23 protein-coding genes and 1 riboswitch are annotated in these 24,264 nt (G+C 68.9%); of the genes, 17 read left to right on the plus strand and 6 right to left on the minus strand.

The window, feature by feature from the left end; genetic code table 11:
- Positions 1 to 19: 19 nt before the first annotated feature.
- The 3 genes from LQ772_RS12530 to LQ772_RS12540 all read right to left on the minus strand — a co-directional run bounded on the left by LQ772_RS12530 (position 20) and on the right by LQ772_RS12540 (position 4,327).
- Complete coding sequence (locus LQ772_RS12530; protein ID WP_231321214.1) at positions 20 to 634, minus strand: DNA-3-methyladenine glycosylase; 615 nt, start codon at positions 632 to 634, stop codon at positions 20 to 22.
- Positions 635 to 715: 81 nt separating this feature from the next.
- Complete coding sequence (locus LQ772_RS12535) at positions 716 to 2,935, minus strand: DUF5916 domain-containing protein (RefSeq protein ID WP_231321215.1); 2,220 nt, start codon at positions 2,933 to 2,935, stop codon at positions 716 to 718.
- A gap of 135 nt (positions 2,936 to 3,070) precedes the next feature.
- Positions 3,071 to 4,327, minus strand: a complete 1,257-nt coding sequence (locus tag LQ772_RS12540) for a multidrug effflux MFS transporter (RefSeq protein WP_231321216.1) — start codon at positions 4,325 to 4,327, stop codon at positions 3,071 to 3,073.
- Positions 4,328 to 4,421: 94 nt separating this feature from the next.
- Positions 4,422 to 4,502: riboswitch (Fluoride riboswitch) on the plus strand.
- Between the two features lie 71 nt (positions 4,503 to 4,573).
- Here LQ772_RS12540 and crcB point away from each other — a divergent pair.
- The 3 genes from crcB to cfa all read left to right on the plus strand — a co-directional run bounded on the left by crcB (position 4,574) and on the right by cfa (position 6,533).
- On the plus strand, positions 4,574 to 4,963 hold the full coding sequence (crcB, locus tag LQ772_RS12545; RefSeq protein ID WP_231321217.1) for a fluoride efflux transporter CrcB: 390 nt from the start codon (positions 4,574 to 4,576) through the stop codon (positions 4,961 to 4,963).
- A gap of 81 nt (positions 4,964 to 5,044) precedes the next feature.
- Positions 5,045 to 5,380, plus strand: coding sequence for a DUF190 domain-containing protein (locus LQ772_RS12550; RefSeq protein WP_231321218.1), 336 nt, complete (start codon positions 5,045 to 5,047; stop codon positions 5,378 to 5,380).
- A gap of 28 nt (positions 5,381 to 5,408) precedes the next feature.
- Complete coding sequence (gene cfa, locus LQ772_RS12555; RefSeq protein ID WP_231321219.1) at positions 5,409 to 6,533, plus strand: cyclopropane fatty acyl phospholipid synthase; 1,125 nt, start codon at positions 5,409 to 5,411, stop codon at positions 6,531 to 6,533.
- Here the strand turns inward: cfa and gcvA are convergent.
- Positions 6,484 to 7,425, minus strand: coding sequence for a transcriptional regulator GcvA (gcvA, locus tag LQ772_RS12560; protein WP_231321220.1), 942 nt, complete (start codon positions 7,423 to 7,425; stop codon positions 6,484 to 6,486). The genes cfa and gcvA overlap by 50 nt on opposite strands.
- A 128-nt stretch (positions 7,426 to 7,553) precedes the next feature.
- Between gcvA and LQ772_RS12565 the strand changes: the two genes are divergently transcribed.
- The 10 genes from LQ772_RS12565 to LQ772_RS12610 all read left to right on the plus strand — a co-directional run bounded on the left by LQ772_RS12565 (position 7,554) and on the right by LQ772_RS12610 (position 17,904).
- Positions 7,554 to 8,246, plus strand: coding sequence for an FMN-dependent NADH-azoreductase (locus LQ772_RS12565; protein ID WP_231321221.1), 693 nt, complete (start codon positions 7,554 to 7,556; stop codon positions 8,244 to 8,246).
- 79 nt (positions 8,247 to 8,325) lie between these two features.
- Positions 8,326 to 9,351, plus strand: coding sequence for a proline iminopeptidase-family hydrolase (locus LQ772_RS12570; RefSeq protein ID WP_231321222.1), 1,026 nt, complete (start codon positions 8,326 to 8,328; stop codon positions 9,349 to 9,351).
- 7 nt (positions 9,352 to 9,358) lie between these two features.
- Positions 9,359 to 10,228: a TraB/GumN family protein gene (locus tag LQ772_RS12575; protein WP_231321223.1), complete on the plus strand. Its 870-nt coding sequence runs from the start codon at positions 9,359 to 9,361 to the stop codon at positions 10,226 to 10,228.
- A 185-nt stretch (positions 10,229 to 10,413) separates the two neighbouring features.
- On the plus strand, positions 10,414 to 12,654 hold the full coding sequence (gene parC / locus LQ772_RS12580; RefSeq protein ID WP_231321224.1) for a DNA topoisomerase IV subunit A: 2,241 nt from the start codon (positions 10,414 to 10,416) through the stop codon (positions 12,652 to 12,654).
- A gap of 275 nt (positions 12,655 to 12,929) precedes the next feature.
- Complete coding sequence (locus LQ772_RS12585) at positions 12,930 to 13,343, plus strand: hypothetical protein (RefSeq protein WP_231321225.1); 414 nt, start codon at positions 12,930 to 12,932, stop codon at positions 13,341 to 13,343.
- A gap of 52 nt (positions 13,344 to 13,395) precedes the next feature.
- Complete coding sequence (gene lplB, locus LQ772_RS12590; RefSeq protein ID WP_231321226.1) at positions 13,396 to 13,686, plus strand: lipoate-protein ligase small subunit; 291 nt, start codon at positions 13,396 to 13,398, stop codon at positions 13,684 to 13,686.
- Complete coding sequence (locus LQ772_RS12595) at positions 13,683 to 14,459, plus strand: lipoate--protein ligase family protein (protein ID WP_231321227.1); 777 nt, start codon at positions 13,683 to 13,685, stop codon at positions 14,457 to 14,459. Before lplB ends, LQ772_RS12595 begins: the two co-directional genes overlap by 4 nt.
- Before the next feature lie 147 nt (positions 14,460 to 14,606).
- Positions 14,607 to 15,980 carry a M16 family metallopeptidase gene (locus tag LQ772_RS12600; protein WP_231321228.1) on the plus strand — a complete coding sequence of 458 codons (1,374 nt, stop codon included), beginning with the start codon at positions 14,607 to 14,609 and terminating at the stop codon, positions 15,978 to 15,980.
- Between the two features lie 8 nt (positions 15,981 to 15,988).
- Positions 15,989 to 17,407 (plus strand): M16 family metallopeptidase, encoded by a 1,419-nt coding sequence (locus LQ772_RS12605; RefSeq protein ID WP_231321229.1) that lies wholly within the window; start codon positions 15,989 to 15,991, stop codon positions 17,405 to 17,407.
- 119 nt (positions 17,408 to 17,526) lie between these two features.
- Entirely contained in the window at positions 17,527 to 17,904 is a 378-nt protein-coding gene (locus LQ772_RS12610; protein WP_231321230.1) for a VOC family protein, read from the plus strand.
- A 22-nt stretch (positions 17,905 to 17,926) separates the two neighbouring features.
- Here the strand turns inward: LQ772_RS12610 and LQ772_RS12615 are convergent, their stop codons facing one another.
- Entirely contained in the window at positions 17,927 to 18,421 is a 495-nt protein-coding gene (locus LQ772_RS12615) for an NUDIX hydrolase (protein WP_231321231.1), read from the minus strand.
- Positions 18,422 to 18,523: 102 nt separating this feature from the next.
- On the opposite strand from LQ772_RS12615, the gene LQ772_RS12620 reads away from it, so the two are divergent.
- On the plus strand, positions 18,524 to 19,315 hold the full coding sequence (locus tag LQ772_RS12620; protein ID WP_231321232.1) for a phosphodiester glycosidase family protein: 792 nt from the start codon (positions 18,524 to 18,526) through the stop codon (positions 19,313 to 19,315).
- Positions 19,312 to 21,744 (plus strand): penicillin acylase family protein, encoded by a 2,433-nt coding sequence (locus LQ772_RS12625; protein WP_231321233.1) that lies wholly within the window; start codon positions 19,312 to 19,314, stop codon positions 21,742 to 21,744. Before LQ772_RS12620 ends, LQ772_RS12625 begins: the two co-directional genes overlap by 4 nt.
- A gap of 184 nt (positions 21,745 to 21,928) precedes the next feature.
- On the opposite strand, the gene LQ772_RS12630 is transcribed toward LQ772_RS12625, so the two are convergent.
- On the minus strand, positions 21,929 to 22,318 hold the full coding sequence (locus LQ772_RS12630) for a DUF3224 domain-containing protein (protein ID WP_231321234.1): 390 nt from the start codon (positions 22,316 to 22,318) through the stop codon (positions 21,929 to 21,931).
- A gap of 143 nt (positions 22,319 to 22,461) precedes the next feature.
- Here LQ772_RS12630 and LQ772_RS12635 point away from each other — a divergent pair, with 143 nt between their 5' ends.
- Positions 22,462 to 22,887, plus strand: coding sequence for a YciI family protein (locus LQ772_RS12635; RefSeq protein WP_231321235.1), 426 nt, complete (start codon positions 22,462 to 22,464; stop codon positions 22,885 to 22,887).
- Between the two features lie 65 nt (positions 22,888 to 22,952).
- Positions 22,953 to 24,212, plus strand: coding sequence for an RNA polymerase sigma factor (locus LQ772_RS12640; RefSeq protein WP_231321236.1), 1,260 nt, complete (start codon positions 22,953 to 22,955; stop codon positions 24,210 to 24,212).
- The last annotated feature ends 52 nt before the right edge of the window (positions 24,213 to 24,264 follow it).

Genomic DNA, 24,264 nt, shown 5'->3' on the forward strand with positions numbered 1-24,264 from the left:
AGCGGGCGTCAACCCCGCCCTAGCGCGACACATGCCGATCGCCCTGCACGTACCAGCGCCATGGCGCTTCGGCGGCGCGGGTGATGCCGATCCTCGTCGATACCCCCGGGGCAGCCGGCGGCGCCACGCCGTCATCCAGCAAGACGAAGCCACCGGCACCCTCGACCAGATCGACGCCATCCTGCGCTCCGCCGATGCCCAGTGCCTGGCAGAGCCGCGCGGGGCCACGGCAGAGGTCGCGGTCATGCCGGCAGCGGGGACGTGCGGCGCGCATGGCGGTGAGCCCGGTCAGAGGCGCCAGTGCGCGCAACAGCACCGCTACGCCCTGGTCCTCCTCGCCGCACACCGGGTTGCAGCACCAGTGCATGCCGTAGGTGAAATACACATAGAGCCGCCCGGGCGGCCCGAACATGGTCGCATTGCGCGCCGTGCGCCCGCGCCAGGAGTGCGCCGCCGGATCGATCGCGCCGCAGTAGGCCTCGGTCTCGACGATCCGCCCGCTGCGCCCGTCGGCGCCGAGCAGCACCTTGTTGAGCAGATCAGGCGCCACCACGCGCGGATCGCGCGCATAGAACGCCCGCGGCAGCACGGTAGCCGGGCGGCCAAGCAGTGACGCGATGAAGTCGGGTGTCATGCGCACAGCATGCGGCGCGGAGCGTCAACGGGCCAACCATGGCAACACGCGCGCCATGACGTCCGGCGCCTCGCCCCAAGGCTAAAGCTCGAACCGATAGGCGAGCTTCACCAGCAACTGTTCGCTGTCGCGCAGGTCGAAGCTGCGGCCGAACTGGCTACCGGCTTCGCTGTAGCGCGGGTCGAGCGCATAGCCGCCACGCCCGTACACAACGTAAAGGTCCGACAGCGGCGCCAGCTCGTAGCGGTAGCGGATCTGGAACCCAAGGTTGCGCACGCTGAAGTCGTTCACAGGGTCGTCCGCCGGGACCGCGCGCATGTCGCCGTTGACGCGATAGGCCTGCAGCAGCCGCGCGTCCAGGCCCAGCGCCTGCAGCTTCACGCGCAGCTCCTGGCGGTTGCCGATGTTCCAGTTGACGCCCGCGTCGAGCAGTATCTGGTGGCTGTCGAAGCTTCCGATCAGGTTGTCGTGCTGCCACACCAGCCAATCCGGGTCGAACTCGTAGGTCACGCCGGTGAACAGGCTGAAGGCGTCATTGATGAAATAGGTTGGCTGGAACTGCGCGGCATAGCCCACCCGTTTCAGTCCGACACGATCGCTCCCCTTGAGCGTCACCTCCGACTCCCACGCCCAGTTGCCTTTGCGCGGGCTCTGGCGCTCCCAGTCCAGCAGCGCGTTGTGCGGAATGCGCAGCGCCCCGTGGCCGCGGGTGAGAAGGTCATCGTGCGCCGGTGCATCGAGGTTGAGCTGCCAGTCTTCCTGTCCACCGTCACGCAGCTGGCTCTCGCGGATCACGCGGAACTGCCGCTGCAGCGACAGCCCGTGGTCGTTGTCCATGCCGATGATGCGCCAATGCCACAGATGGGAGGCGTAGCGTGACTCGGCCGGCAGCTCGGCGAACCGCCGGCGCACCTCGTAGTGCACGTAGTTGAGGCTGTTGCGTGGCAGGTAGCCGAAGTCGTTGAGATCGAGCTTGTCGTCGAAGTGCATGGCGATCCACTGCTGGCTCCAGCGCTCGTTCATTTCGTACTCGACGATCGATGTGGCGCCGATGCCGCGTACGGTGGTTCCACGCTGGTCGATCGCGCTGCCGACCACGTTGCTCGTGACCGTAAGCTGGGCGTTCGGCTGCCACTTGTGGTCGATGCCCAGCACGTCCGCATCGCGGTCGAGCCAGGGGCGCTCCACGCGCGTGGCCATCATGCCCAGCGTCTGCGTGCCGTAGTCATGGATCAGGCGCACCGCCGAGAACGTGCGCCCCGCCTCGCCACTCTCCTGCGCCGCGAGCACGCCATACTGGGTGCCGCCCACGCTGCCGTTGAGCTTGACCGCACCGGTCACGTCGCCGGAGCCGTTGCCATCGTCGGCGGGGCCGCCCACGCGGCGGGTGTAGATCAGCTGGCTGTTGTCGATCAGGAGGCCGAAGTCGAAGATGCCCTGGTTCTCGGTGAAGAACGGCCGCTTGTCGGTAAAGAACGTTTCCTCGGCACCGAAATTCACTACCAGGTCGTCGCTCTCCACCTGGCCGAAGTCGGGGTTGATCGTCGCGGTGAGCTGGGTCTGCCCGTTCGGCTTCCAGAAGATGTCCGCGCCACCCTTGAAGCTGTTCGCGCCGTGCACCTGGTCGCGCAGCCCGACAACGTAGGGCGTGATCGCGAACAGCGACTGCGTGTAGGCCGGCAGCGTCACCGGCTTGAAGTCGGAGACGAAGCGCGGCTTGTTGAAGCTGGCCACCGGCCAGGCGTCTCGCTCGCCGGTCGAACCGATCACGCGATCCAGGTACAGGCCGATGGTGCGCTCGCCGCCGACCGCGCCGCGCATCGGCGCGATGTACCAGGGAATGAGCATCTCCACGCTCCAGCCCTGCGCATCCTCGCTGGAGGCGTGCTTCCAGTTGCCGTCCCAATCGGTGTTGAACTGGGTTTCCTGGGTCACCACCGCGTCGTTGATGTCGTCGGCAAGCGTGACCATGAAGTTGTAGCCGGTGCGCCCGTCGCCGTCGAAGTCGACCATCAGGTTCACGCGATCGACCTGCGCCTGCTCATCGCGGCGGATGCGCTGGTGCGTGCGCGGCACGCCCGGCGGCTGGATGCAGCGGAACGCGATCGCCAGGCCGTCCGGCGTGGACAGCACCCATGCCTCGGTCGGCAGGCTGCCCGGTTCGCCGTTGAGCGGCTGCACCTTGCGGAAGTCGGTGATGTGCCGGGCGCCTTGCCATTCGACCGGGTCGATGTGGCCGTCCACTTCCACCGCCATGGCGGGCAGGGCCAGCAGGGCGAACGAGGCGATCAGGGCGCGCATGGCGCAATGGCGTGCGGAAGGGCGCATCGGGAGGCGGGAAGCGAAGGGATGTCGCGCAGGATAGAGGGCCATCGCGATACGGCCGACTGGCGGAAGTCATGGCGGCGCGCCTGTCCGCGGACAGGCCGGCGCCGCTCAGCGTGGCTCGGCGATCTGCGCCTGCAGTTCGATGTCGCGCGGCGGCGGCGTGCGCGGCGTCCGCGTGACGCGCCGGTACCAGCCCCACGACAGCGCGCCGACCGTCGTCAGCACGCTCGCCCCCAGCGCCAGGTGCAGCAGGTCGCTCGAAAGCAGCGGCGAAAGGACACCGGCCACGGCACCGTTGAGGAGCAGGCTGGCAAAGGCCTGCACCGAGGAGATGCCGCCCCGCCTGTGCGCGAAGCGGTCCAGCAGCAGCAGGGTCAGCGTCGGGAAGGCCAGCTGCACGCCCACGCCGTGCAGCACCAGCGGCAGCATCGACCAGGGAAGCCGCGGTTGCGGAAGCGCGAGTGCGAGGACCACATGCAGCGCACAGGCCAGCAGCATCACCGCATAGCCCAGGTTTACCGTGAAGCCTACGCCGCGCCGGCCGGCCAGCCGCCCGGACAACCAGGCGCCGGCGACCAGGCCGGCCACCACCGGGATGAACAACCAGGGAAAGCCCTGCGCCGACAGGCCCAGCAGCTCGCGGATGATCCGCGGCGCCGAGGCGATGAACAGGAACAGCCCAGCAAAGTTGACCGAACTGGAAATCAGCAATGGCCAGAACGGCCGGTCGCGCCCGAACGCGATGTAGCCGGCCAGCAGCGGCTTCAGCGCGAAGCGACTGCGTGCCGCCAACGGGTGGGTTTCGTCCAGCTGCCACACCAGCAGCATCGCCAGTATCAGGGTGAAGCCGGTCAGCACCCAGAAGATGCCGTGCCAGCCGCCCAGGCCAAGCAGCTGCGCGCCCACCATCGGTGCGATCACCGGCGCCACGCCGAAGATCATCATCACCTGCGACATCAGCCGCTGCGCGGCCTCCCCCTCGAGGCTGTCGCGGATCACCGCGCGGCCCACCACCAGGCCGGCGCCGGCGCAGGCGCCCTGGATGCCGCGGCACACGAGCAGCATGCCGAAGGAGGTCGACAGCGCCGCCCCGGCCGAGGCCAGCGCATAACCGAGCATGCCCGCGGCGATGACCGGCTTGCGCCCGATCGCGTCGGAGATCGCGCCATGGAACAGGCTCATCACCGCGTAGGTCAGCAAGTACATGCTGAGCAGCTGCTGCAGCGCCACCTCGTCAACACCGAAGCGGGCGCCGATCAGCGGAAAGGCCGGGAACACCGCGTCGATCGAGAACGGGCCGATCATCGACAGCCCGGCCAACAGCCAGGGCAGACTGCGCCGGATGGGGGGAGGAGTCGTGGTCATCGGATCACGCCGGGAAGCGGCGGCGAGTATGCCACGCTCCCCGGCTGCTCCCGTGGGACGCCGTTGGCCTGGCACACGGCCATCGGCTAGCATCCGCCGGATGGGAGATGGCATGCCTCCCGTTCTTCACGGAACGAACCGCCCCGAGCGAGGGGTTGATGATGCCTGCACACCGGACGCCCCGGGTGCGGGTGCATGCCCGCAGCGCGGAGGTCCGGGATTTCGACCTTTCAGGGAGGCGCTCTCGTGGGTTACATCGGATTCCTTGCCATCGGCTTCGGCGGCGCGCTCGGCTGCTGGCTGCGCTGGCTGCTCGGCAGTCTTCTCAACCACCTCTTTCCCACGCTTCCGCCAGGCACGCTGCTCGCCAACCTGCTCGGCGGCCTGCTGATGGGCGGCGCGATGGGCGTGTGGGACCACTTCCAGACGCTGCCACCGGAACTGCGCCTGTTCGTGTTCACCGGCTTCCTGGGCGGCCTTACCACCTTCTCCACCTTTTCGGCCGAATCCTCCACCCTGCTGCTGCGCCAGCAGTACCTTTGGTTCGGCGGGCATCTGATGGTGCACCTGGTGGGCTCGATCGGCCTGACCCTGCTCGGCATTGCACTCACCCGCGGGCTGCTGCGCGCCTTTTAGCAGCTGCCTCGGCGTGACCGCCAAACACGCCGCCAGTGGGTCGCGCCAAGGGCGTTCGTGCAGATCCGACGGAGGACCAACGTGAGCGATACGACAATCGAAGGCGTACAGCTGTGCTTCTACGTCCATCTGCGTGCACGCCACGACGGCAGGTTGCTGTCCGAATGGCTGCTGGAACAGGCCAGGCAGCAGGGCATCGGTGGCGGCTCGGTATTCCGCGCCACCGCCGGCTTCGGCCGCCACGGCGTGCTGCACGAGGAAGCGTTTTTCGACCTTGCGGACGACCTCCCGGTGAAGGCCGAGTTCCTGCTCCGGCCGGCGGAGGCCGACGCCCTGCTCGCTCGCGTGCGTGAGGCCGGCGTCCACGCGGTCTATGCAACCTCGACCATACGCTTTGGGGTTCTGGGCGCGCAGTGAGGCGTGCCGCCATCTGAAGGAGCGCCGCATGCCCTTCCGCCAGCAGTCCATCAAGCAGCGCGCGATCGATCTGCTCGCGCTGGCCGGTGTCCGTGCGGCCGACAAGCCGCCCTGTGACATGTGCGTACACGACGATCGTCTCTACGCCCGCGTGTTCGCGCACGGCTCGCTCGGTCTGGGCGAGGCCTACATGGACGGCTGGTGGGACAGCGACGACCTGTCCGGCCTGTTCACCCGACTGCTGCGCGCACAGATCGACGACGAGCTGCGCACCCTGGACACCCTGATCGCCCACCTCAAAGCCCGCTTCGTGAACCTGCAGCGCGGCGAGCACGCCTTCGAGATCGGCAAGGCGCATTACGACCTGGGCAACGATCTGTTCCAGGCCATGCTGGGGGAACGGCTGGTGTACTCGTGCGGCTACTGGGCCCAAGCGACCAACCTGGACGACGCCCAGGTCGCCAAGCTCGACCTGATCTGCCGCAAGCTGCAGCTCAAGCCGGGCCAGCGTGTGCTCGACATCGGCTGCGGCTGGGGCGAGGCGCTCAAGTACGCGGCGGAGACCTACGGTGTCCAAGGCGTGGGCATCACCGTCTCGCGGGAGCAGGCGGCCTACGCGCAGGCGCTGTGCGCCGGGTTGCCGGTGGAAATCCGCCTGCAGGACTACCACGAGCTGGACGAGCCGTTCGACGCGATCATGTCGATCGGCATGTTCGAGCATGTGGGCGCGCTCAACTACCGCGGCTACTTCGAGGTCGCGCGGCGCTGCCTGCGCGAGGACGGTTTGTTCCTGCTGCATTGCATCGGCAGCAACGGCCGGCCATCGCGGCCCGACCCGTGGATCGAGAAATACATCTTCCCCAACTCGATGATCCCGGCGATGAGCCAGACCGCCACGGCGCTCGAAGACCTGTTCGTGGTCGAGGACTGGCACAACTTCGGTGCCGACTACGACAGGACGCTGACCGCCTGGCGCGCCAACTTCGATGCCGCCTGGCCGGCGCTGTCGCACCATTACGACGACCGCTTCCGCCGCATGTGGCACTACTACCTGGCCGTCTCCGCCGCGGTCTTCCGCAGCCGCCGCGACCAGCTCTGGCAGCTCACGCTGAGCCCGCGCGGCGTGCCCGGCGGCTACCGCGTGCCACGGTAGGAGCGACCGCTTCGGCGTTCATTTCGGCCTGCAACCAGTCCGCCAGCGCCGCCAGTTCGTCGCGCCTGGGCGCATCCGGCGCATGGACCAGATGGTATCGGTAGCCCTCGAGCACCGGCCCGAACGGCTGCACGAGCGCACCGCTGCGCAAGTCCGGCCCCACCAGCAGAAGGCTGAGCAAGGCCACGCCCTGGCCGGCCAGCGCCGCCTGGATCGCGTGGTTCTCGTCGCTGAAGACCACGCCCGATTCCGGCAGCACGCCGCGCATGCCTGCCTGTTCCAGCCAGCGCCGCCAGGTCGGGTTGTCGGCGCGCCGGTGCCGCCATTCGAAATGCAGCTGCGGCCACCGTGCGAGGTCGGCGCGCCGGCGCAGGAGCAGCGCGGGGCTGCAAACGGGGGCGAAGTGGTCGGCCGCCAGCGGCAGCGCGACGAGGCCTGGGTACGGCCCGCGGCCGTAGCGGATGGCGGCGTCGATGTCGCGGCCCTCCAGGCGTACCGGCTCGTCCGAGGCATGCAGGCGCAGGTCGAGTCCCGGGTGGGCGCGGCGGAACGAAGCAATGCGCGGCACCAGCCAGCGCGCGGCAAACGCACTGGTCGCCGACAGCGTCAGGCTGCGCCGGGCGCGGCGGTCGGCCACCGAGTCCAGCGCGCGCGCAAAAGCATCGAAGCCATCACGCAGCACGGGGTAAAGCTCCATCGCGGCGGCAGTAGCGACCACCTGGCGTGGATGCCGCTCGAACAGACGCACGCCCAGCCGGTCCTCCAGCTGGCGCACCTGGTGGCTGACGGCGGTGGGCGTTACCGCCAGTTCTTCGGCCGCACGCTTGAAGCTCAGGTGGCGCACCGCCGCCTCGAAGGCACGCAGCGAAGCCAGCGGCGGAAGTTTTCGCATGGGTCGCTCCCTCTGGGTGAGTTCAATTCACCCATGGCGCGAAAAACTATCGTTTGTCCGTGGAACTTTCCAGTTCCAAGCTGGCGTTCAACGCAGGCAGCTGAGCCTGCCTCATCCGACGAGGTCGCATGACCACCCTGCTCCACATTGATGCCAGCGCCCGCTCCGGTCGTTCCGATCAACAACCCCATGGCTCCCATACACGCCGGTTGAGCGCCCGGCTCGTGGAGCGCTGGAAGACGGCACGCCCGCACGACCCGGTGCTTTACCGCGACGTCGGAGCGAATCCCCCGCCACCGGTCAGTGGCGACTGGATCCACGCCGCGTTTACGCCACCCGACCGGCGGGAGCCCTGGATGGACGAGACGCTGGCCGCCAGCGAAATCCTGGTGGATGAGCTGATCGGCGCCGACCTGATCGTCGCCGGGGTGCCCATGTACAACTTCGGCATGCCGGCCGCGTTCAAGGCCTGGATCGACCAGATCGTGCGCGTCGGCCGCACGTTCGGCTTCGACCGCTCGCGCGAAGGCGCGCCCTACTGGCCGCTGCTGACCGATCGGCCGCGAAGGCTGGTGATCCTGAGTTCGCGCGGCGACTACGGCTACGCCGACCGGCTGCGCGCGATGAACCACGTCGAGGACGGTATCCGGACCGCCCTGGGCTACATCGGCATCACCGACGTGCACGGCGTCGCCGTCGAGTACGACGAGTTCGGCGGGCCTTCCTTGGCCCGCTCGCTGGCCGAGGCGGAAGCGCAGGTCGACCAGTTGGCGGATCGGCTGATCCGGGATGCTGTTCCGGCACCCTGCCGGGCCGCATGAGAACCCGGCGGGCCGTGAGGCCGCCGGTTGAAGCGGCGCGGGTGGCGGGGGATAGTGCGGCAAACCGCCGGGGCCCGCCATGAAGCACTACCTGCTCTGCCTGCTCGCCATCCTCGCGTTCGCGCCTTCCGGCACCGGCCGCGCCGCCGACGGCGTTCCCGCCTACTTCTCCCACGCCGACCACGACGATGTGCTGAGCGGCGGCGTGAAGATGATCGCCATCGACACGCCCAGGGGCCACTTCAAGGTCTGGACCAAGCGCGTGGGCAACAACCCGCGGCTCAAGGTGCTGCTCCTGCACGGCGGCCCGGGCATGACCCACGAATATTTCGAGGCGTTCGACAGTTACTTCCCCGGCGCCGGCATCGAGTACTACTACTACGACCAGCTTGGCTCGGCCTATTCGGACCAGCCCAAGGGCCCGGGTAGCGACGACCTGTGGACTACCGATCGCTTCGTCGAGGAAGTGGAGCAGGTTCGCCAGGCGCTGCACCTGGACAAGGACGACTTCTGCCTGCTCGGCCACTCCTGGGGCGGCGTGCTGGCGATCGAGTACGCGCTGAAATACCAGCAGCACCTCAAGTGCCTGGTGATCTCGAACATGGTCGATTCGATCCCCGCCTACAACGACTACGCGCACAAGGTATTGATGCCATCGATGGATCCGAAGGCGCTGGCCGAGGTGCAGAAGCTGGAGGCGGAACATCGCACCGATGACCCGCGCTACATGCAGATCCTGATGCCGATGCACTACGAGAAGCACCTGTTGCGCATGCCGGCGGCACAGTGGCCCGAGCCCGTGCTGCGCTCCTTCGGGCACGTCAACGAGCACATCTACCAGTTGATGCAGGGGCCCAGCGAACTGGGCGCCAGCGGCCGGCTGGAACACTGGGACCGCAGCGCCGACCTGCACCGCATCACGGTGCCCACGCTGGTGATCGCGGCGAAGTACGACACCATGGATCCGGCATACATGGCCGGCATGGCCAAACGCCTGCCCGAAGGCCAGTTCCTGCTGTGCTCCAAGGGCAGCCACATGGCCATGTACGACGACCAGCAGGCGTATTTCGATGGACTGATCCGCTTCCTGCGCGGCGTGGAGTGAGCCACTGATGGCCACGCGCATCCGCGCCCTCCTGCTCACCCTCCTGCTTGGCCTGTTCGCCGGTCCCGCGCTGGCGCACCCGGGGCTTTGGGTGGTCAAGGACGCCGACACCACCATCTATCTCTTCGGCACCGTGCACCTGCTGCCGCAGGACACCGATTGGCATTTCCCGGCGCTGGACAGGGCACTGGCCGACAGCCAGACGCTGTACGTGGAAATCGTGGACGACGACCAGGCCAACATGGCCGCGCTGGTGCTGCGTTACGGAATGGACATGACGCACCCGCTGACCGGCCTGCTCTCGCCGTTCGACCGTAGCAGGCTTGAACGGGCAGCGCGGCTGGCCAACGTGCCCGGCGGCGTCGCGTCACTTAACATGATGCGTCCGTGGCTGGCCGCGCTCACGCTCACGGTGGCGCCACTCACCCAGGCCGGACTGGACCCGGCCCAGGGCGTGGACAGGCAGCTGCGCGCAGCGATGGAGAAGGCCGGCAAGCCGGTGCGTGCGCTGGAGACGGCCGAACAGCAGATCGGCTTCCTCGCCGGGATGCCACAGGCGATGCAACTGGCCATGCTGCGTTCGACCCTGCGCGACACCGATCGGGCGACAGTGGATCTCAAGTCGATCATCGAGGCCTGGAAGAACGGCGACGACGAAGCACTCGCCCGCCTTGAGAACGAGCTGATGCGCCGCGACGAGCCGGAGCTTTACCAGCGCCTGCTGGTCGAGCGGAACGAGGCCTGGGCCAGGCAGGTCTCTGAGCTGTTGCAGCAGCCGGGCACCGTGTTCATCGCGGTGGGTGCTGCGCACCTGGCCGGGCCGGACAGCCTGCAGCGACAACTACAAAGACAGGGCGAGAGCGTCGAGCGCCTGTAGGGGACAGTGCCCGGTCGGCGCCGCAGTCCGCGCAAACCTCGGATAGCGCCCGCAGGAGCGGGCCCGAGGTAGCGAGAGGCAACCACCGCAGGCGTGCGGTCCAAGCGCCTGCCCCGGCCTCCCTGCTGTCCCGCCCGCGGCCGATCTGGCACCATCGGCCGGTTACCCGTGCAAGAAACCCCCGCATGAATCTGCAAGCCAATTTCGAACAGATCCCGCTCAAGGAATACGCCGAGCGGGCCTACCTCGACTACTCGATGTACGTGGTGCTGGACCGCGCCCTGCCGTTCGTGGGCGACGGCCTCAAGCCGGTGCAGCGGCGCATCATCTACGCGATGAGCGAACTGGGCCTGGCCGCGACCGCCAAGCCGAAGAAATCCGCCCGCACCATCGGCGACGTGATCGGCAAGTTCCATCCGCATGGCGACACCTCGTGCTACGAGGCCATGGTGCTGATGGCGCAGCCGTTCTCCTACCGCTACCCGCTGGTCGACGGCCAGGGCAACTTCGGCTCCCCCGACGATCCGAAGAGCTTCGCGGCGATGCGTTATACCGAGTCGAAGCTGAGCCCCATCGCCGAGGCGCTTCTGGGTGAGCTGGCGCACGGCACGGTCGACTGGGTGCCCAACTTCGACGGCACGCTGGAGGAGCCTTCCTGGTTGCCCGCGCGCGTGCCGCACGTGCTGCTCAACGGCTCGATGGGCATCGCCGTGGGCATGGCCACCGATATCCCGCCGCACAATCTGCGCGAAGTAGTGGCCGCCTGCATCCACCTGATCGACAACCCCGACGCCACCGTCGCCGACCTGGCCCAGCACATTCCCGCGCCGGACTACCCGACCGCGGCGGAGATCATCACCCCGCGCAAGGAACTGCTGTCGATCTACACCACCGGCAACGGTTCGCTGCGCGCCCGCGCGGTGTACCAGGTCGAAGACGGCAACATCGTCATCACCGCGCTGCCGCACCAGGTCAGCCCGTCCAAGATCCTCGAGCAGATCGCCGCGCAGATGCGCGCCAAGAAGCTGCCGATGGTGGAGGACCTGCGCGACGAGTCCGACCACGAGAACCCGATCCGCCTGGTCGTGGTGCCGCGCTCAAGCCGCGTGGACTCGGCCGAGGTGATGCAGCACCTGTTCGCCACCACGGACCTGGAAAAGAGCTTCCGCGTCAACCTCAACATGATCGGCCTGGACGGCCGCCCGCAGGTGAAGGACCTCAGGAAGATCCTCGCCGAATGGCTGACCTTCCGCACCGACACGGTGACTCGGCGCCTCACCCATCGATTAGGAAAAGTCGAGCGACGCCTGCACCTGCTCGAAGGCTTGCACATCGCCTACCTTAACCTGGACGAGGTGATCCGCATCGTGCGCTCGGAAGACGAGCCCAAGCCGGTGCTGATGAAGCGCTTCAAGCTGTCGGAGGAACAGGCCGACTACATCCTCGAAACCAAGCTGCGCCAGCTTGCGCGGCTCGAGGAAATGAAGATCGAGGCCGAGCGCAACCAGCTGGAGGAGGAGCGTGCGCGCATCAACGTGCTGCTCAAGTCCCCCGCCAAGCTGAAGACCCTGATCAAGAGCGAGTTGCAGGCCGACGCCGCCAAGTACGGTGACGCGCGACGCGCGCCGCTCGTCGAACGCGAAGTGGCGCAGGCGCTGGACGAGAGCGCGCTGGTAGCCAGCGAGCCGGTGACCGTGGTGCTGAGCCAGAAGGGTTGGATCCGCGCGGCCAAGGGCCATGACGTCGACCCCGAGAGCATGAACTACCGCGAAGGCGACGGCCTGCTCGCGGCGGTGAAGGCGCGCACCACCCAGCAGGTCGCGGTGATCGACTCGACTGGCCGCAGCTACTCGACGCCCGCGCACAGCCTGCCTTCGGCGCGTGGCAATGGCGATCCGCTCACCGGACGCTTCAGCCCGCCCTCCGGCGCGAGCTTCGACGCGCTCACGGCCGGCGACAACGACACGCGGCTGATCCTGGCCACCGACTTCGGCTACGGCTTCGTCACCCGCTTCGAGGCGCTCACCGGCCGCAACAAGGCCGGCAAGCAGATCATCAGCCTGACCGAGGGCGCAAAGATTCTCGCGCCACAGGCCAGCGCGGACCCGGCGCGCGACCGCATCGTGGTGGTCACCACCGAGGGCCATCTGCTGATGTTCTCGGTGGCGGAGTTGCCCGAGCTGGACAAGGGCAAGGGCAACAAGCTGATCGAGGTGCCCAAGGCCAAGCTCGCCAGCGGCGAGGAGCGCGTGGCCGGCATTGCCGTGGTGGCCGAGGGCAAGGGCGAGGTCACGCTCTACGCCGGCCAGCGCAAGCTCACCCTGCGCTGGAACGACCTGGTCGAGTACGGCGGCAACCGCGCCACCCGCGGCGGCCTGCTGCCGCGCGGCCTGCGGCGCGTGGAGCGGATCGAAACCACCGGTTGATGGGCACTGCAAGCTGCCGCCCACCGGCCCCCTCTCCCCCGCGGGGAGAGGGCTGGGGTGAGGGGTCACTCTTGCGACCATCTCGAGCCGGAGCGAGGCCCGATCGACCGTCCCGGCGAGCCCCAGCCCCTCACCTCGGCCCTCTCCCTGAGGAGAGAGGAAGCAAAGCGGTCGCTCGTTTCACCAAGAACTTTCACGCCCACCACCACTCCAACTCCGGTACACGCGACCGTGCCCCGCCCGTTGATATGGGCACCGCCCCACCGGATTCCGCCATGCGCCCCCTGCTTCCCGCCGCCCTGCTCGCTTCCTTGCTGACCGCACCGGCGTGGGCGCAGAGCGCCAACCAGCCGCTCAACCTGAAGCTCCCGCCCAGCAACCTGCCGACGCCGGCAAGCACCGCTCCAAAACCGGCGACCGCGCCCGGCGTCTACTACGGCGACACCAGCGGCAGCACCGCTGCCGATGACGAAGTCGCCGCCGACCACTGCGACGACGCCACCTTCAACCAGCCGCAAGTCCACGGCAGCGTGGGCGTGGGTGTCATGAGCGGCCGTCACATCGACGGCAACTACCAGCGAGGCACGGTGACGCTCGGCAAGGCGTTCGGCAGCTGCGACCACCCCACCGGCGGTGTCAGCGTCTCGATCGGCGCAGACAGCGGGCATTTCCACGGTCGCGGTCACTGACGCGCAGCGCGCCCCTGCGCTAGCCTTGCCGCCGGCCCGAGCGGAGGGATCCATGCACGGCGAATACAAGATGCCTGGCGGCAAGCTGATCGTGGTCGACCTTGACCTCCTCGACGGCTGCCTGGCCCGGGTGCAGGTCAGCGGCGACTTCTTCCTCGAACCGGACGACGCCCTGCGCGCCATCGACGCCGCGCTGGAAGGCCAGAGCGCCGACGCGGACGAACACATGCTCGCCGCCGCGGTCCGCGCCCAGCTCGTGCCCGGCGTGATGATGTACGGCATCTCCCCCGAAGCCATCGCGATCGCGGTCCGCCGCGCCATCGACCAGGGAACGGCCCCATGACCCGCACGCTCTGGCGCGACCACGCCTGGCATCTGATCCACACCGAACCGCAACCGCCCGCGCTGCACATGGCGCTGGACGAGGTGCTCACCCACGAAGTCGGCGCCGGCCACAGGCCGCCGACCCTGCGCATCTGGGAATGGGGCGGACCGGCGGTGGTGATCGGCCGCTTCCAGTCGCTGCGCAATGAAGTTGACGCCGAGGCCGCACGACGCCACGGCATCGAAGTCGTACGCCGCGTCTCCGGCGGCGGCGCCATGTTCATCGAACCGGGCAACACCATCACCTGGTCGATCTATGCGCCGCTGTCGCTGATCAAGGGCATGAGCTTCCAGGAGGCCTACGCCTGGATGGACGCCTGGACACTCGAGGCGCTGGCGGAGCTCGGCATCGAAGCCTGGTACCAGCCGCTCAACGACATCACGTCCGCCGGCGGCAAGATCGCCGGCGCGGCGCAGGCGCATCGCGGCGGCGCGGTGCTGCACCACGTCACCATGGCCTACGACATCGACGCGACCAAGATGCTCCAGGTGCTGCGCATCGGCCGCGAGAAGCTCTCGGACAAGGGCACGCAGAGCGCCGGCAAGCGCGTGGATCCGTTGCGCAGCCAGACCGGCCTGGCGCGCGCGGCGATCATCGGGCACATGATCGCCACCTTCCGCCACCGGCACGGCCTGGCCGAGGACACGCTGCGCGCCGGCGAGCTGGCGCAGGCCGAAGTCCTGGCGCAGGAAAAGTTTTCAAGCGCCGCCTGGACCGCCGACGTCCCGTGATGCGCAGGTGGGCTTCGGCCCACCGCCGCCCACCGGATGCGCTGGGCTGAAGCCCGCCCTACGTTCCGGCCATCCCAAACGTCACTTGCACCCCCTCGCCCGCCGCCGCAGGATCGGGCTTCCATTCGCGTGGACAAGGAGATGCAGATGCGCGTTTTACGCACGGCCGCCCTGGTGGCGGGATTGGGCATGGCCCTGGCCGCACAGGCGGCCGACACCGATACATGGAAGCTGCCGGTCGCCGTCAAGAAGCTGGACAACGGCATGACCGTGGTGGTCTCCGAGGACCACAGCTCGCCCACCGTGGGCATCAGCATGGTCTACCACGTGGGCATGCGGCTGGAGCCGCAGAACCGCACCGGCTTCGCGCACCTGTTCGAGCACCTGATGTTCGAGGGCACGCCGGACGCGCCCAAGGGCACCTTCGAGCGCGTGATCCAGGGCGGCGGCGGCGTGTTCAACGGCTCGACCCGCGCCGACTACACCAACTACATCGCTTCGGCACCCTCCTCCGCGCTGGCGCCGATCCTCTGGCTGGAGGCCGACCGCATGAAGTCGCTCGACTTCAGCGCCAAGAACCTGGCCAACCAGCAGAACGTGGTGAAGGAAGAGATCCGCGTCAACGTGAAGAACCAGCCCTATGGGCTGTTCTTCTGGACCGACCTCAACGCGCTGGCTTTCGACAAGTGGGCCAACAAGCACGACGGCTACGGTTCGTTCAAGGACCTTGACCACGCCTCTATCGAGGACGTTAAGACCTTCCACGACACGTTCTACCAGCCGGCCAACGCGGTGCTGGGCATCGCCGGCGACGTCACGCCCGAGCAGGCCTTCGCGCTGGCGCAGCAATACTTCGGCAACGTTCCGGCCCGCGCGCTGCCCAAGCGCCCGGACGTGTCCGAGACGCTCAACACCAAGCCGCGCCACGCCGAGGAAACCGACGCGCTGGCCAAGGTGCCGGCACTGGCGGTCGGCTGGAAGATGCCGCCACGCGGAAGCGCCGACCAGGTGCCGATGATGGTGCTCTCGCAACTGCTGGTCGGCGACAGCGCGTCACGCTTCTACCAGGGGCTGGTCAAGGGCCGCGAGCTGCTGCTCAACATCGAAGGCGGCATGAACTTCCCGCTGGGCGACGGCAGCGACTATGCCGGTCCCGCGCTGCTCGGCCTGTTCGCCATCTACAAGCCCAACGCCACGCCCGACCAGGTGCTCTCCGCGCTCGACCAGGAAATCGCCAAGGTCGCCGCCGATGGCGTGGACGACGCCACGCTGGCCAGCGTGAAGACCAAGATGCTGTCCGACTGGTACGGCGGCCTGGAGGCATTCATCAACCGCGCCGACACGCTGGCCAAGCTGCAGACCCTGTGGGGTGATGCCAACGTCGCCAACAAGATGCCTGGCTGGATCGAGGCGGTGACTGCCGAGGACATCCGGCGCGTGGCGCGCACCTATCTCACCGACGCCAACCGCAGCGTGGTCGTGCGCCGTCCCGTCGCCGCCGCGAAAGCCCCTGCCAAGTGAGGACCGCCATGAAGACGAACACGACGTTCAAGCTGCTCGCGCTGGCCGTGGGCCTTTCGCTGGCCGGTTTCGCGCAGGCCTCTACCCAGCCGCTGCCGAAGGACCTGCCCGCCTACGGTCCCGAAAAGCCGCTGCCCACCCCGCAGATCCAGCAGCGCACGCTGCCCAACGGCCTGACCGTGTGGGTCGTGCCACGCGAAGGGTTGCCCAAGGTCAACGTGGAGCTGGCCGTGCTGGGTGGCACGGCGGCCGACGATCCGAAGACGCCGGCCATCTCGTCCATGATGGCGCGCCTGCTCGACGAGGGCACCGCCGCGCGCACTTCGCGGCAGATCGCCGAGCAACTGCAATCGATCGGCGGCGACTACCGCTCCGGCGCGTACGCCGACGCGGTCACCGTCCGCGCCAGCGCGCTCGCCTCGCACGCGCCGGAATTGCTGGCGCTGGTGGCCGATACCGCCCTGCATCCGAGCTTCCCGGACAAGGAGGTGGCGCTGGCCCAGGCCAACGCCATGCAGGAGCTGAAGGTGCAGGAAGCGGACCCCGACTGGCAGGCGCAACGCGCCTTCGACCATGCCGCCTTCGGCGCGCATCCGTATGCACGCGATGCCCTCACCGAAGCCAGCGTGCAGGCGAGCAACCCAGGCGCGCTGCGTGCGTTGCATGACGCCCGCTTCCAGCCGGACCGTGCCCTGCTGGTGATCGTTGGCCGCATCGATGCGAACCAGGCGTTCAAACTGGCCGGCGAGCAGTTCGGCGGCTGGAAATCCGACGGCAAGGCGCTGGCCCGCACCGCGTCCGCGCCCCACGAAACATCGCCGGAGCGCCTGATCGTGCCGCGCGCGGGCGCGGTGCAGAGCAACATCCGCTACGGCCGCCCGGTGGTCGCCGCGAGCAACCCGGACTTCATCCCGCTGACCGTGGCCGACACCATCCTGGGCGGCGGCTTCACCAGCCGCATCACGCAGGACATCCGCGAGGACAAGGGCTACTCGTACAGCCCGTTCTCGCAGTTCGATGCCCAGCGTGCCGGCGGCAGCGCGTTCGCCCGCGTCGACGTGCGCAACGAAGTCACCGGCGCCACCCTGGCGGAGCTGGCCAAGCTGTACGACAGCATGGCCACGCAGGCGCCCAGCGAGGAGGAACTGACCGGCGCCAAGCGACTGGTCGGCGGCATCTATCTGCTGCGCAACCAGATCCAGATGGCGCTCACCGCGACCGTGGCCGGCTACTGGATCGACGGCCTGCCGGCGGACTTCCTGGGTCGCTATGTCGCCGATGCCAACAAGGTCACCGCCGGGCAGGTGCAGGCCATGGGGCGCAAGTACTTCGCCGCCAAGGACCAGAGCATCGTGGTGGTGGGCGATCCGAAGGCGATCGACGCGCAGCTGAAGCCGTTCGGGAAATTCGAGGTGTTCAAGCCTTGAGCCTGCAGCGGCCGCCGGCACCTGCCGGCGGCCGCTCGCCGGGGACCCATCGCGTTCACGCTTGCTCGACGGATGCGCGACCCAAATCCGGAACCCCGACTCCGGCAGAGGCAAAGGCCATGCAAAACCCCGTCGGCTGGTTCGAGATCTACGTGCAGGACCTGCAGCGCGCGAAAGCCTTCTACGAAGCCGTGCTCGCCGTGAAGCTGGAAAAGCTGGAAGCACCCGGTTCCAGCCCCGTGGACATGTGGGCCTTCCCCATGCAGCAAGGCGGCACGGGCGCAGCCGGCGCGCTGGTGAAGATGGAAGGCATGCCCTCGGGCGGCAACAGCACGCTGGTCTATTTCTCCTGCCAGGACTGCGCCGTGGAAGCCGGCCGCGTCGGCGCGCAGGGCGGCAAGGTCGAGAAGGACAAGTTCGCGATCGGGCCCTACGGTTTCATCGCGCTGGTGACCGATACCGAAGGCAACATGATCGGCCTGCACTCCATGCAGTGATCTCCGGCGGGCGGCTGCCGAATCAAAGCCGGCTGTACGACCACGATTGCATCCGCCCGTCCTTGTACGGCATCACGCCGTGGAACGGCCGCGGGTCTCCATCGAACACCAGCGGCAGGAAGTGCCGGTCGCCTTCCCACATCGGCAGATCCATCAGCCGCGCACGCGGCACCCATTCCAGCGTGCCCTCGTGGTTGCCGGCGTGGCAGCTGCCCTCGAAGCCGTCGATCAGGAAGATGAAGCCCAGCCAGTCCTCGCCCTGCTTGCCGAAGCCGGGCCAGTTGAGCGTGCCGCGCAGGCTCATCGACGTGCATTCGATGCCGGCCTCTTCGCGGATCTCGCGGCGCATGCAGGCGGCGATGTCCTCGCCCGCCTCCATCTTGCCTCCCAGGCCGTTGTACTTGCCCAGGTGCTGGTCGTCCGGCCGCGCGTTGCGGTGGATCATCAGCACATGCCCGCGATCGGGAGAGAGCACGTAGCCGAGCGTGGCGACGATCGGGCAATAGGTGTTCGACATCGGCGGGGACGTTGCGGCAAAGCGGCAAGTGTAGCGCCGGGGCTGAACATGCGCCCGGTCGCACACTTGCGCCTGTCGCGTCAGGGCGGCGACCATCGGGACATGATCCGCTCCGTCCCCCGCGTGCCCCTCGCCCCTATCGTGTCCCTGCTGCTGGCCGCCCTGGCCGGCTGCGCGCCGCAAGCCCGCGCACTGGACAGCGAGGAGCGCGCGTTCGAGGGTCAGAACTACCGCGTGGTCAGCATCGACCTCAAGCGCGAGCCGCTCACCCTGCACTGGCGTGCGCCCGAGAGCGGCGAGCCGTTCGGCAGCATCGACGGCCTGCGCCAGTGGGGCGAGCAGCATGGGCGCCAACTGCTGTTCGCCGCCAACGCCGGCATCTACGACGCGGCGTTCAAGCCGCTGGGGCTGTACGTGGAGGACGGCAAGGCGCTGGTGCCGCTGAACATGGCGCACGGGAACCCCGCCTCGGGCAACTTCTCGCTGCTGCCCAACGGCGTGTTCGCGATCTATCCGGACGGCAAGGCGGCCGTCGAAACCAGCGCCGCGTTCAAGGCGGACGGGCGCAAGGCGCAGTGGGCCACGCAGTCGGGGCCGATGCTGGTCATCGACGGCCAGATCAACCCGGCCTTCGTGCACGATTCGGACAGCCTCAAGTGGCGCAGCGGCGTGTGCGCGCGCACGCCACGCAACGTGGTTTTCGCGGTGAGCGAGGCGCCGGTCAACTTCCACACCTTCGCGCGTCTGTTCCGCGATGAGCTGGGCTGCCGCGACGCGTTGTTCCTGGACGGCACCATCTCGCAGTTCTACGTCGGCGACGAGGGCTACGCCGGCGCGCCGGCCTTCATGGTCAAGCCCTACGCCGGAATGTTCGCGGTGTTTGCGCCCGAATGAACCGCCGCCGCTTTCCGTGGCGGCGCGCCCTGGCGCTGGCGGTGCTGGTGGTGCTTGCGGCGACGTTGGCCACCGGCTGGTACCTGCTGGCCGGCAGCCGCGCGCGACTGGAGGGCAGACTCCGGGTGGCGGGCCTTGGCGCGCCGGTGACGGTCGCGCGCGATGCCAATGGCAGCGTCGTCATCGACGCGCGCAGCCGCGCCGACGCCACCTTCGCGCTGGGCTTCGTGCACGCGCAGGAGCGCTGGTTCGAGATGGACCTGATGCGCCGCGTCGCGGCCGGCGAACTGGCCGAGCTGGTGGGCCCGGCGGCGCTGGATTCCGACCTGGACATCCGCCGCCACCGCCTGCGCGCGGTGGCCGAGGCGGCCTATGTCGCGATGACGCCCGAACAGAGGCAGGTGCTGGACCGCTACCGCGACGGCGTGAACGCGGGCCTGGCCGATCTGCGCGAGAAGCCGTGGGAATACTTCCTGCTGGGCAGCGAGCCCAAACCCTGGCGCTCGGAGGACTGCCTGCTGGTGATCGGTGCGATGTACCTGGATCTCCACGGCCACGGGCACAACACCCGCGAGCTGGACATCGCGCGCATGCGCGCGGTGTTGCCCACGCCGTTGGTGGACTTCCTGCTCGCGCCCGACCCGGACTGGGAGGCACCGCTGACCGGCTCGCTCTCGCGCCCGCCGGTGCTGCCCGGCGCGGCCGTGTTCGATCTGCGCAAGGGCCCCGCGCCGGCGACCACGACGGCCTCGGTCGCCGCGGCGCTCGCACCTGCGCTCGCACCTGCGCTCGAAACGCGCCATCCGGGCAGCAACAACTTCGCCGTCGGCGGGACACTGACCGACACCGGCGCGGCAATGCTCGCCAACGACATGCACCTGGGCCTGCGCGTGCCGGACATCTGGTTCCGCGCGCGCCTGCGCTACCCCGACGCCACCGCGCCGGACGGCATCCGCGACGCGGTGGGCGTGACCCTGCCTGGCACCCCGGCGCTCATCATCGGTTCCAACGGGCAGATCGCCTGGGGCTTCACCAACAGCTACGGCGACTGGCTGGACTGGGTGCGCGTCACGCGCGATCCGGCCGACCCCTCGCGCTACAAGGTGCCGGGCGGCTGGGCCACGATCGAACGCCACGCCGAGCGCATCCACGTCAAGGGCGCACCCGACCGCGTGCTGGACGTGGATGACACGCGCTGGGGCCCGATCCTCGCCGAGGACGCCGACGGCACGCCGCTGGCCCTGGCCTGGATCGCGCACGATCCGCACGCATACAACCTGGGCCTGATGCAGCTCGAACGGGCGTCCAGCGTTGGCGCAGCGCTGGACCTGGCGTCGACCCTGGGCATGCCGCCACAGAACCTGCTGGTCGCCGACCGCGAGGGCCACATCGGCTGGACGCTCGCCGGGAATGCGATTCCGCTGCGTCCGTTCGACAGCGGTCCGCAGCAACCGGCGGACTGGTCAGAGGCGGGCAGCGGTTGGCAAGGCTGGGCCACGACGGGGCAGTACCCGCGCGTGGTCGACCCGCCCGGGGGCCGGCTGTGGACCGCCAACAACCGCACTGTCGACGGTGTTGCCCTAGACCTGCTCGGCAACGGCGGCCACGACCTGGGCGCACGCGCACAGCAGATCCGCGACGACCTGGCCGGGCACAGCGTGTTCACCACCGGCAACCTGCTCGACATCCAGCTGGACGACCGCGCGATCTTCCTCACGCCCTGGCAACGCCTGCTGCAGGACACGCTGGCGGGCACGTCCGATCCGGCGCTCCAGTCCTTGCGCAAGCTCACCGCCGATTGGCGCAACCGCGCCGCGCCGGACAGTGTGGACTACCGGCTGGTACGCGCCTTCCGCCAGGAAGTGCACCGGCTGGCGCTGGCCCCGTTCCTGGCGCGGGTGAAGGCGCGTTACCCGGACTTCGCCTGGCCCTCCGGCGCCGGCAACGCCGAGGCGGCCGTATGGTCGCTACTGCGCGATCAGCCCGCGTGGCTGCTCGATCCGGGCTACCGGAACTGGAACGCGCTGTTGCAGGATGCCGCCCGCCAGGTGGCGATCCGGCTGGGCGAACAGCCCGGTGGTCTGGCCGCGCGCAACTGGGGCGAGGTCAATCCCGCCGAGATCCGTCACGCGTTCTCGCCCGCACTGCCGCACTTCCTGTCCCGTTTCCTGGACATGCCCGATTCCCCGTTGCCGGGCGACGCCAACATGCCGCGCGTGGCCGCGCCCGGCTTCGGCGCCTCCGAACGGCTGGCGGTGTCGCCCGGCCACGAGGCCAACGGCATCCTGGAAATGCCCGGCGGCCAGAGCGATAACCCGCTCTCGCCCTACTACGGCGCGGGACACGCCGAGTGGGTCGAAGGCCGCCCCACGCCGCTGTTGCCCGGTCCTGCGAAGTGGACTTTGACGCTCAGTCCCGGACGGCCATGACCTGAGCCCTCTCCTTGGAGGAGAGGGCTGGGGTGAGGAGCCGGGTTCGAGCGGCCGTCCGATCGAGCGGCCTGCCGAGGGAAAACCAAAAAGCTGCACCTGCCCGCCGGACCTGCGCGCAGAGCCGGCATCGGCGCATCGCCCACAAGCGGCCCCCGCAAGGACGGGAAGGGGGCGCCGGGCGTTACGGCAACTCGTACTCGAACGCGTACTCGTGCCGCCCCTGCTCGATGCGGATCGCCAGCTCGCCCTTGAGCCCCACCAGCTCCGCCGTCCCCGAATCCGGCACCACCGATACCCGCAGGCTCGGCGTGCCCCGCTCCATCAAACCGTAGTGCATCAGCACGAAACTGCCCTGCCGGCCATGCAGCGCCCCGTTCACCCGCTCGATCGCCACGTAGCCGGCCGAACCGGGCACCTCGGTGCCGGCCGAGAGCATCTCGCCCAGGCTGGTGGCTTCCAGATCGCCCTGGAAGCGCTTGTCGATCGACAGTCGACCGAGTTGCGCTCCCTCGGTCCCCGGAGCGGCCGGTTGGGGGCTGAGTTTCACGTCGAAGGTTCCGCGGGCGTGCATGGTCTCTCCTGATCGGGTCGGTCGCAGCAATGATGGCGCAGCTTGCCCTACTTCCATGGCAGGTCGAACGATGTCGAATCACCCGGCGCTCGCGCGTCGTACCACGTGAGCCGGCAGCCGCCGGCGTCGACCGGGAGAGACGTATGCGATGCATGGTGATGGTCCGCGCCACGGCCGAGTCGGAAGCCGGCGTGCCGCCGAGCGAAAAACTTCTGCGCGAGATGATGGCGTTCAACGAGGAACTGGTGAAGGCGGGCGTGATGCTGGCCGGCGAGGGGCTCAAGCCCAGCGCCGAGGGCAAGCGGGTGTACTTCGCCGGCAACGGCCGCAGCGTGGTCGACGGCCCGTTCGCCGAAGCCCGCGAGCTCGTGGCCGGCTTCTGGCTGTGGCAGGTACGTTCGATGGACGAAGCGCTCGAATGGGTGCGCCGCTGCCCGCCGCCGTTCGAGGGCGAGTGTTCGATCGAGATCCGGCCTCTGCTTGAGGCGGACGACTTTGGCGAGGCGCTGACGCCCGAACTGCGCGCGACCGAAGAACGTCTTCGCAGCGAGGTGGCTGGCAAGGCCTAAAGTTCCGCTTTTTGCGGGAGCCCGAGGCTTGCTGGATTGGCGCTTGCGGTGGTCTGATCGGCCGCATGAGCCAAGCCGATACCCACCGCGCGATCGAAACCGTCTGGCGCCTGGAAGCGCCCAAGCTGGTCGCCGCGCTGATCCGCGTCGTACGCGACATCGACCTGGCCGAGGAACTGGCGCAGGACGCGCTGGTCGCGGCGCTGGAGCGCTGGCCGACCGCGGGCGTGCCGGACAACCCCGGCGCCTGGCTGATGACGGCGGCCAAGCGGCGCGGCATCGACCTGCTGCGGCACCGCCAGTTGGTCGAGCGCAAGCATGCGGCGCTGGATGGCGATCCGGAGCACGAGGCGTTCACCATGCCCAACCTGGAAGCGCTCGACGACGACATCGGCGACGACCTGCTGCGGTTGATCTTCACCGCCTGCCACCCCGCGCTCTCGACCGAGGCGCAGGTGGCGCTCACCCTGCGCCTGCTCGGCGGCCTGACCACCGCCGAGATCGCCCGCGCGTTCCTCACCGCCGAGCCGACCATTGCCCAGCGCATCGTGCGCGCCAAGCGCACACTGGCCGACAAGCGCGTGCCGTTCGAGGTACCGCGCGGCGAACAGCTGGCGGAACGCCTTGCCGCGGTGCTGGGCGTGATCTACCTGGTCTTCAACGAGGGCTACGCCGCCACCGCCGGCGACGACTGGATGCGTCCGGCGCTGTGCGAGGAAGCGTTGCGCCTGGGCCGCACGCTGGCCGGGCTGATGCCGCGCGAGACGGAAGTGCTGGGGCTGCTGGCGCTGATGGAGATCCAGGCCTCGCGCAGCCATGCGCGCGTGGGCGCCGATGGCCGTCCGGTGCTGCTCCTGGAGCAGAACCGCGCGTTGTGGGACCAGTTGCTGATCCACCGGGGCCTGGAGGCGCTGGAACGCGCCGGCCGGCTCGGCGGTGCCGACGGTCCGTACGCGCTGCAGGCTGCCATCGCCGCCTGCCATGCCCGCGCGACTAGCGCCGACGCGACCGACTGGACGCGCATCGCCGCGCTGTACGCCCGGTTGGCGAGCGTGGCGCCCTCTCCGGTGGTGGAACTCAACCGCGCCGTGGCAGTGGCGATGGCCGAGGGGCCCGCCGCGGGGCTGGCGCTGGTCGATGCCTTGCGCGACGTGGCGGCACTGGCCGGCTATCACCTGCTTCCGGCGGTGCGGGGCGACCTGTTGGCGAAGTTGGGGCGGAGCGAGGAGGCCCGCGCCGAATTCGAGCGTGCAGCCGGACTGACGCAGAACGCTCAGGAGCGGATGGTGATGCTGGAGCGGGCGGCGGGATGCGCGGCGGGATAGGCAATGCCTCGCTGCCAGCTCTGCTTCCTCTTCCCGGCGGGGAGAGGGAGCA

This window comes from Frateuria edaphi (genome assembly GCF_021117405.1).
In the GTDB taxonomy this organism is placed as follows: Bacteria; Pseudomonadota; Gammaproteobacteria; order Xanthomonadales; family Rhodanobacteraceae; genus Frateuria_A; species Frateuria_A edaphi.

Excerpts from the sequence above, each read along its gene's own strand:
- LQ772_RS12575 (WP_231321223.1), top strand. The coding sequence starts at position 9,359 with ATGGCCACGCGCATCCGCGCCCTCCTGCTCACCCTCCTGCTTGGCCTG.
- LQ772_RS12600 (WP_231321228.1), top strand. The coding sequence starts at position 14,607 with ATGCGCGTTTTACGCACGGCCGCCCTGGTGGCGGGATTGGGCATGGCC.
- LQ772_RS12530 (WP_231321214.1), bottom strand. The coding sequence starts at position 634 with ATGACACCCGACTTCATCGCGTCACTGCTTGGCCGCCCGGCTACCGTG.
- LQ772_RS12620 (WP_231321232.1), top strand. The coding sequence starts at position 18,524 with ATGATCCGCTCCGTCCCCCGCGTGCCCCTCGCCCCTATCGTGTCCCTG.
- parC (WP_231321224.1), top strand. The coding sequence starts at position 10,414 with ATGAATCTGCAAGCCAATTTCGAACAGATCCCGCTCAAGGAATACGCC.
- LQ772_RS12605 (WP_231321229.1), top strand. The coding sequence starts at position 15,989 with ATGAAGACGAACACGACGTTCAAGCTGCTCGCGCTGGCCGTGGGCCTT.
- LQ772_RS12630 (WP_231321234.1), bottom strand. The coding sequence starts at position 22,318 with ATGCACGCCCGCGGAACCTTCGACGTGAAACTCAGCCCCCAACCGGCC.
- LQ772_RS12565 (WP_231321221.1), top strand. The coding sequence starts at position 7,554 with ATGACCACCCTGCTCCACATTGATGCCAGCGCCCGCTCCGGTCGTTCC.
- LQ772_RS12625 (WP_231321233.1), top strand. The coding sequence starts at position 19,312 with ATGAACCGCCGCCGCTTTCCGTGGCGGCGCGCCCTGGCGCTGGCGGTG.
- LQ772_RS12640 (WP_231321236.1), top strand. The coding sequence starts at position 22,953 with ATGAGCCAAGCCGATACCCACCGCGCGATCGAAACCGTCTGGCGCCTG.
- lplB (WP_231321226.1), top strand. The coding sequence starts at position 13,396 with ATGCACGGCGAATACAAGATGCCTGGCGGCAAGCTGATCGTGGTCGAC.
- LQ772_RS12570 (WP_231321222.1), top strand. The coding sequence starts at position 8,326 with ATGAAGCACTACCTGCTCTGCCTGCTCGCCATCCTCGCGTTCGCGCCT.
- LQ772_RS12635 (WP_231321235.1), top strand. The coding sequence starts at position 22,462 with ATGCGATGCATGGTGATGGTCCGCGCCACGGCCGAGTCGGAAGCCGGC.
- LQ772_RS12595 (WP_231321227.1), top strand. The coding sequence starts at position 13,683 with ATGACCCGCACGCTCTGGCGCGACCACGCCTGGCATCTGATCCACACC.
- LQ772_RS12615 (WP_231321231.1), bottom strand. The coding sequence starts at position 18,421 with ATGTCGAACACCTATTGCCCGATCGTCGCCACGCTCGGCTACGTGCTC.
- LQ772_RS12585 (WP_231321225.1), top strand. The coding sequence starts at position 12,930 with ATGCGCCCCCTGCTTCCCGCCGCCCTGCTCGCTTCCTTGCTGACCGCA.
- LQ772_RS12610 (WP_231321230.1), top strand. The coding sequence starts at position 17,527 with ATGCAAAACCCCGTCGGCTGGTTCGAGATCTACGTGCAGGACCTGCAG.
- cfa (WP_231321219.1), top strand. The coding sequence starts at position 5,409 with ATGCCCTTCCGCCAGCAGTCCATCAAGCAGCGCGCGATCGATCTGCTC.
- gcvA (WP_231321220.1), bottom strand. The coding sequence starts at position 7,425 with ATGCGAAAACTTCCGCCGCTGGCTTCGCTGCGTGCCTTCGAGGCGGCG.
- LQ772_RS12540 (WP_231321216.1), bottom strand. The coding sequence starts at position 4,327 with ATGACCACGACTCCTCCCCCCATCCGGCGCAGTCTGCCCTGGCTGTTG.
- LQ772_RS12535 (WP_231321215.1), bottom strand. The coding sequence starts at position 2,935 with ATGCGCGCCCTGATCGCCTCGTTCGCCCTGCTGGCCCTGCCCGCCATG.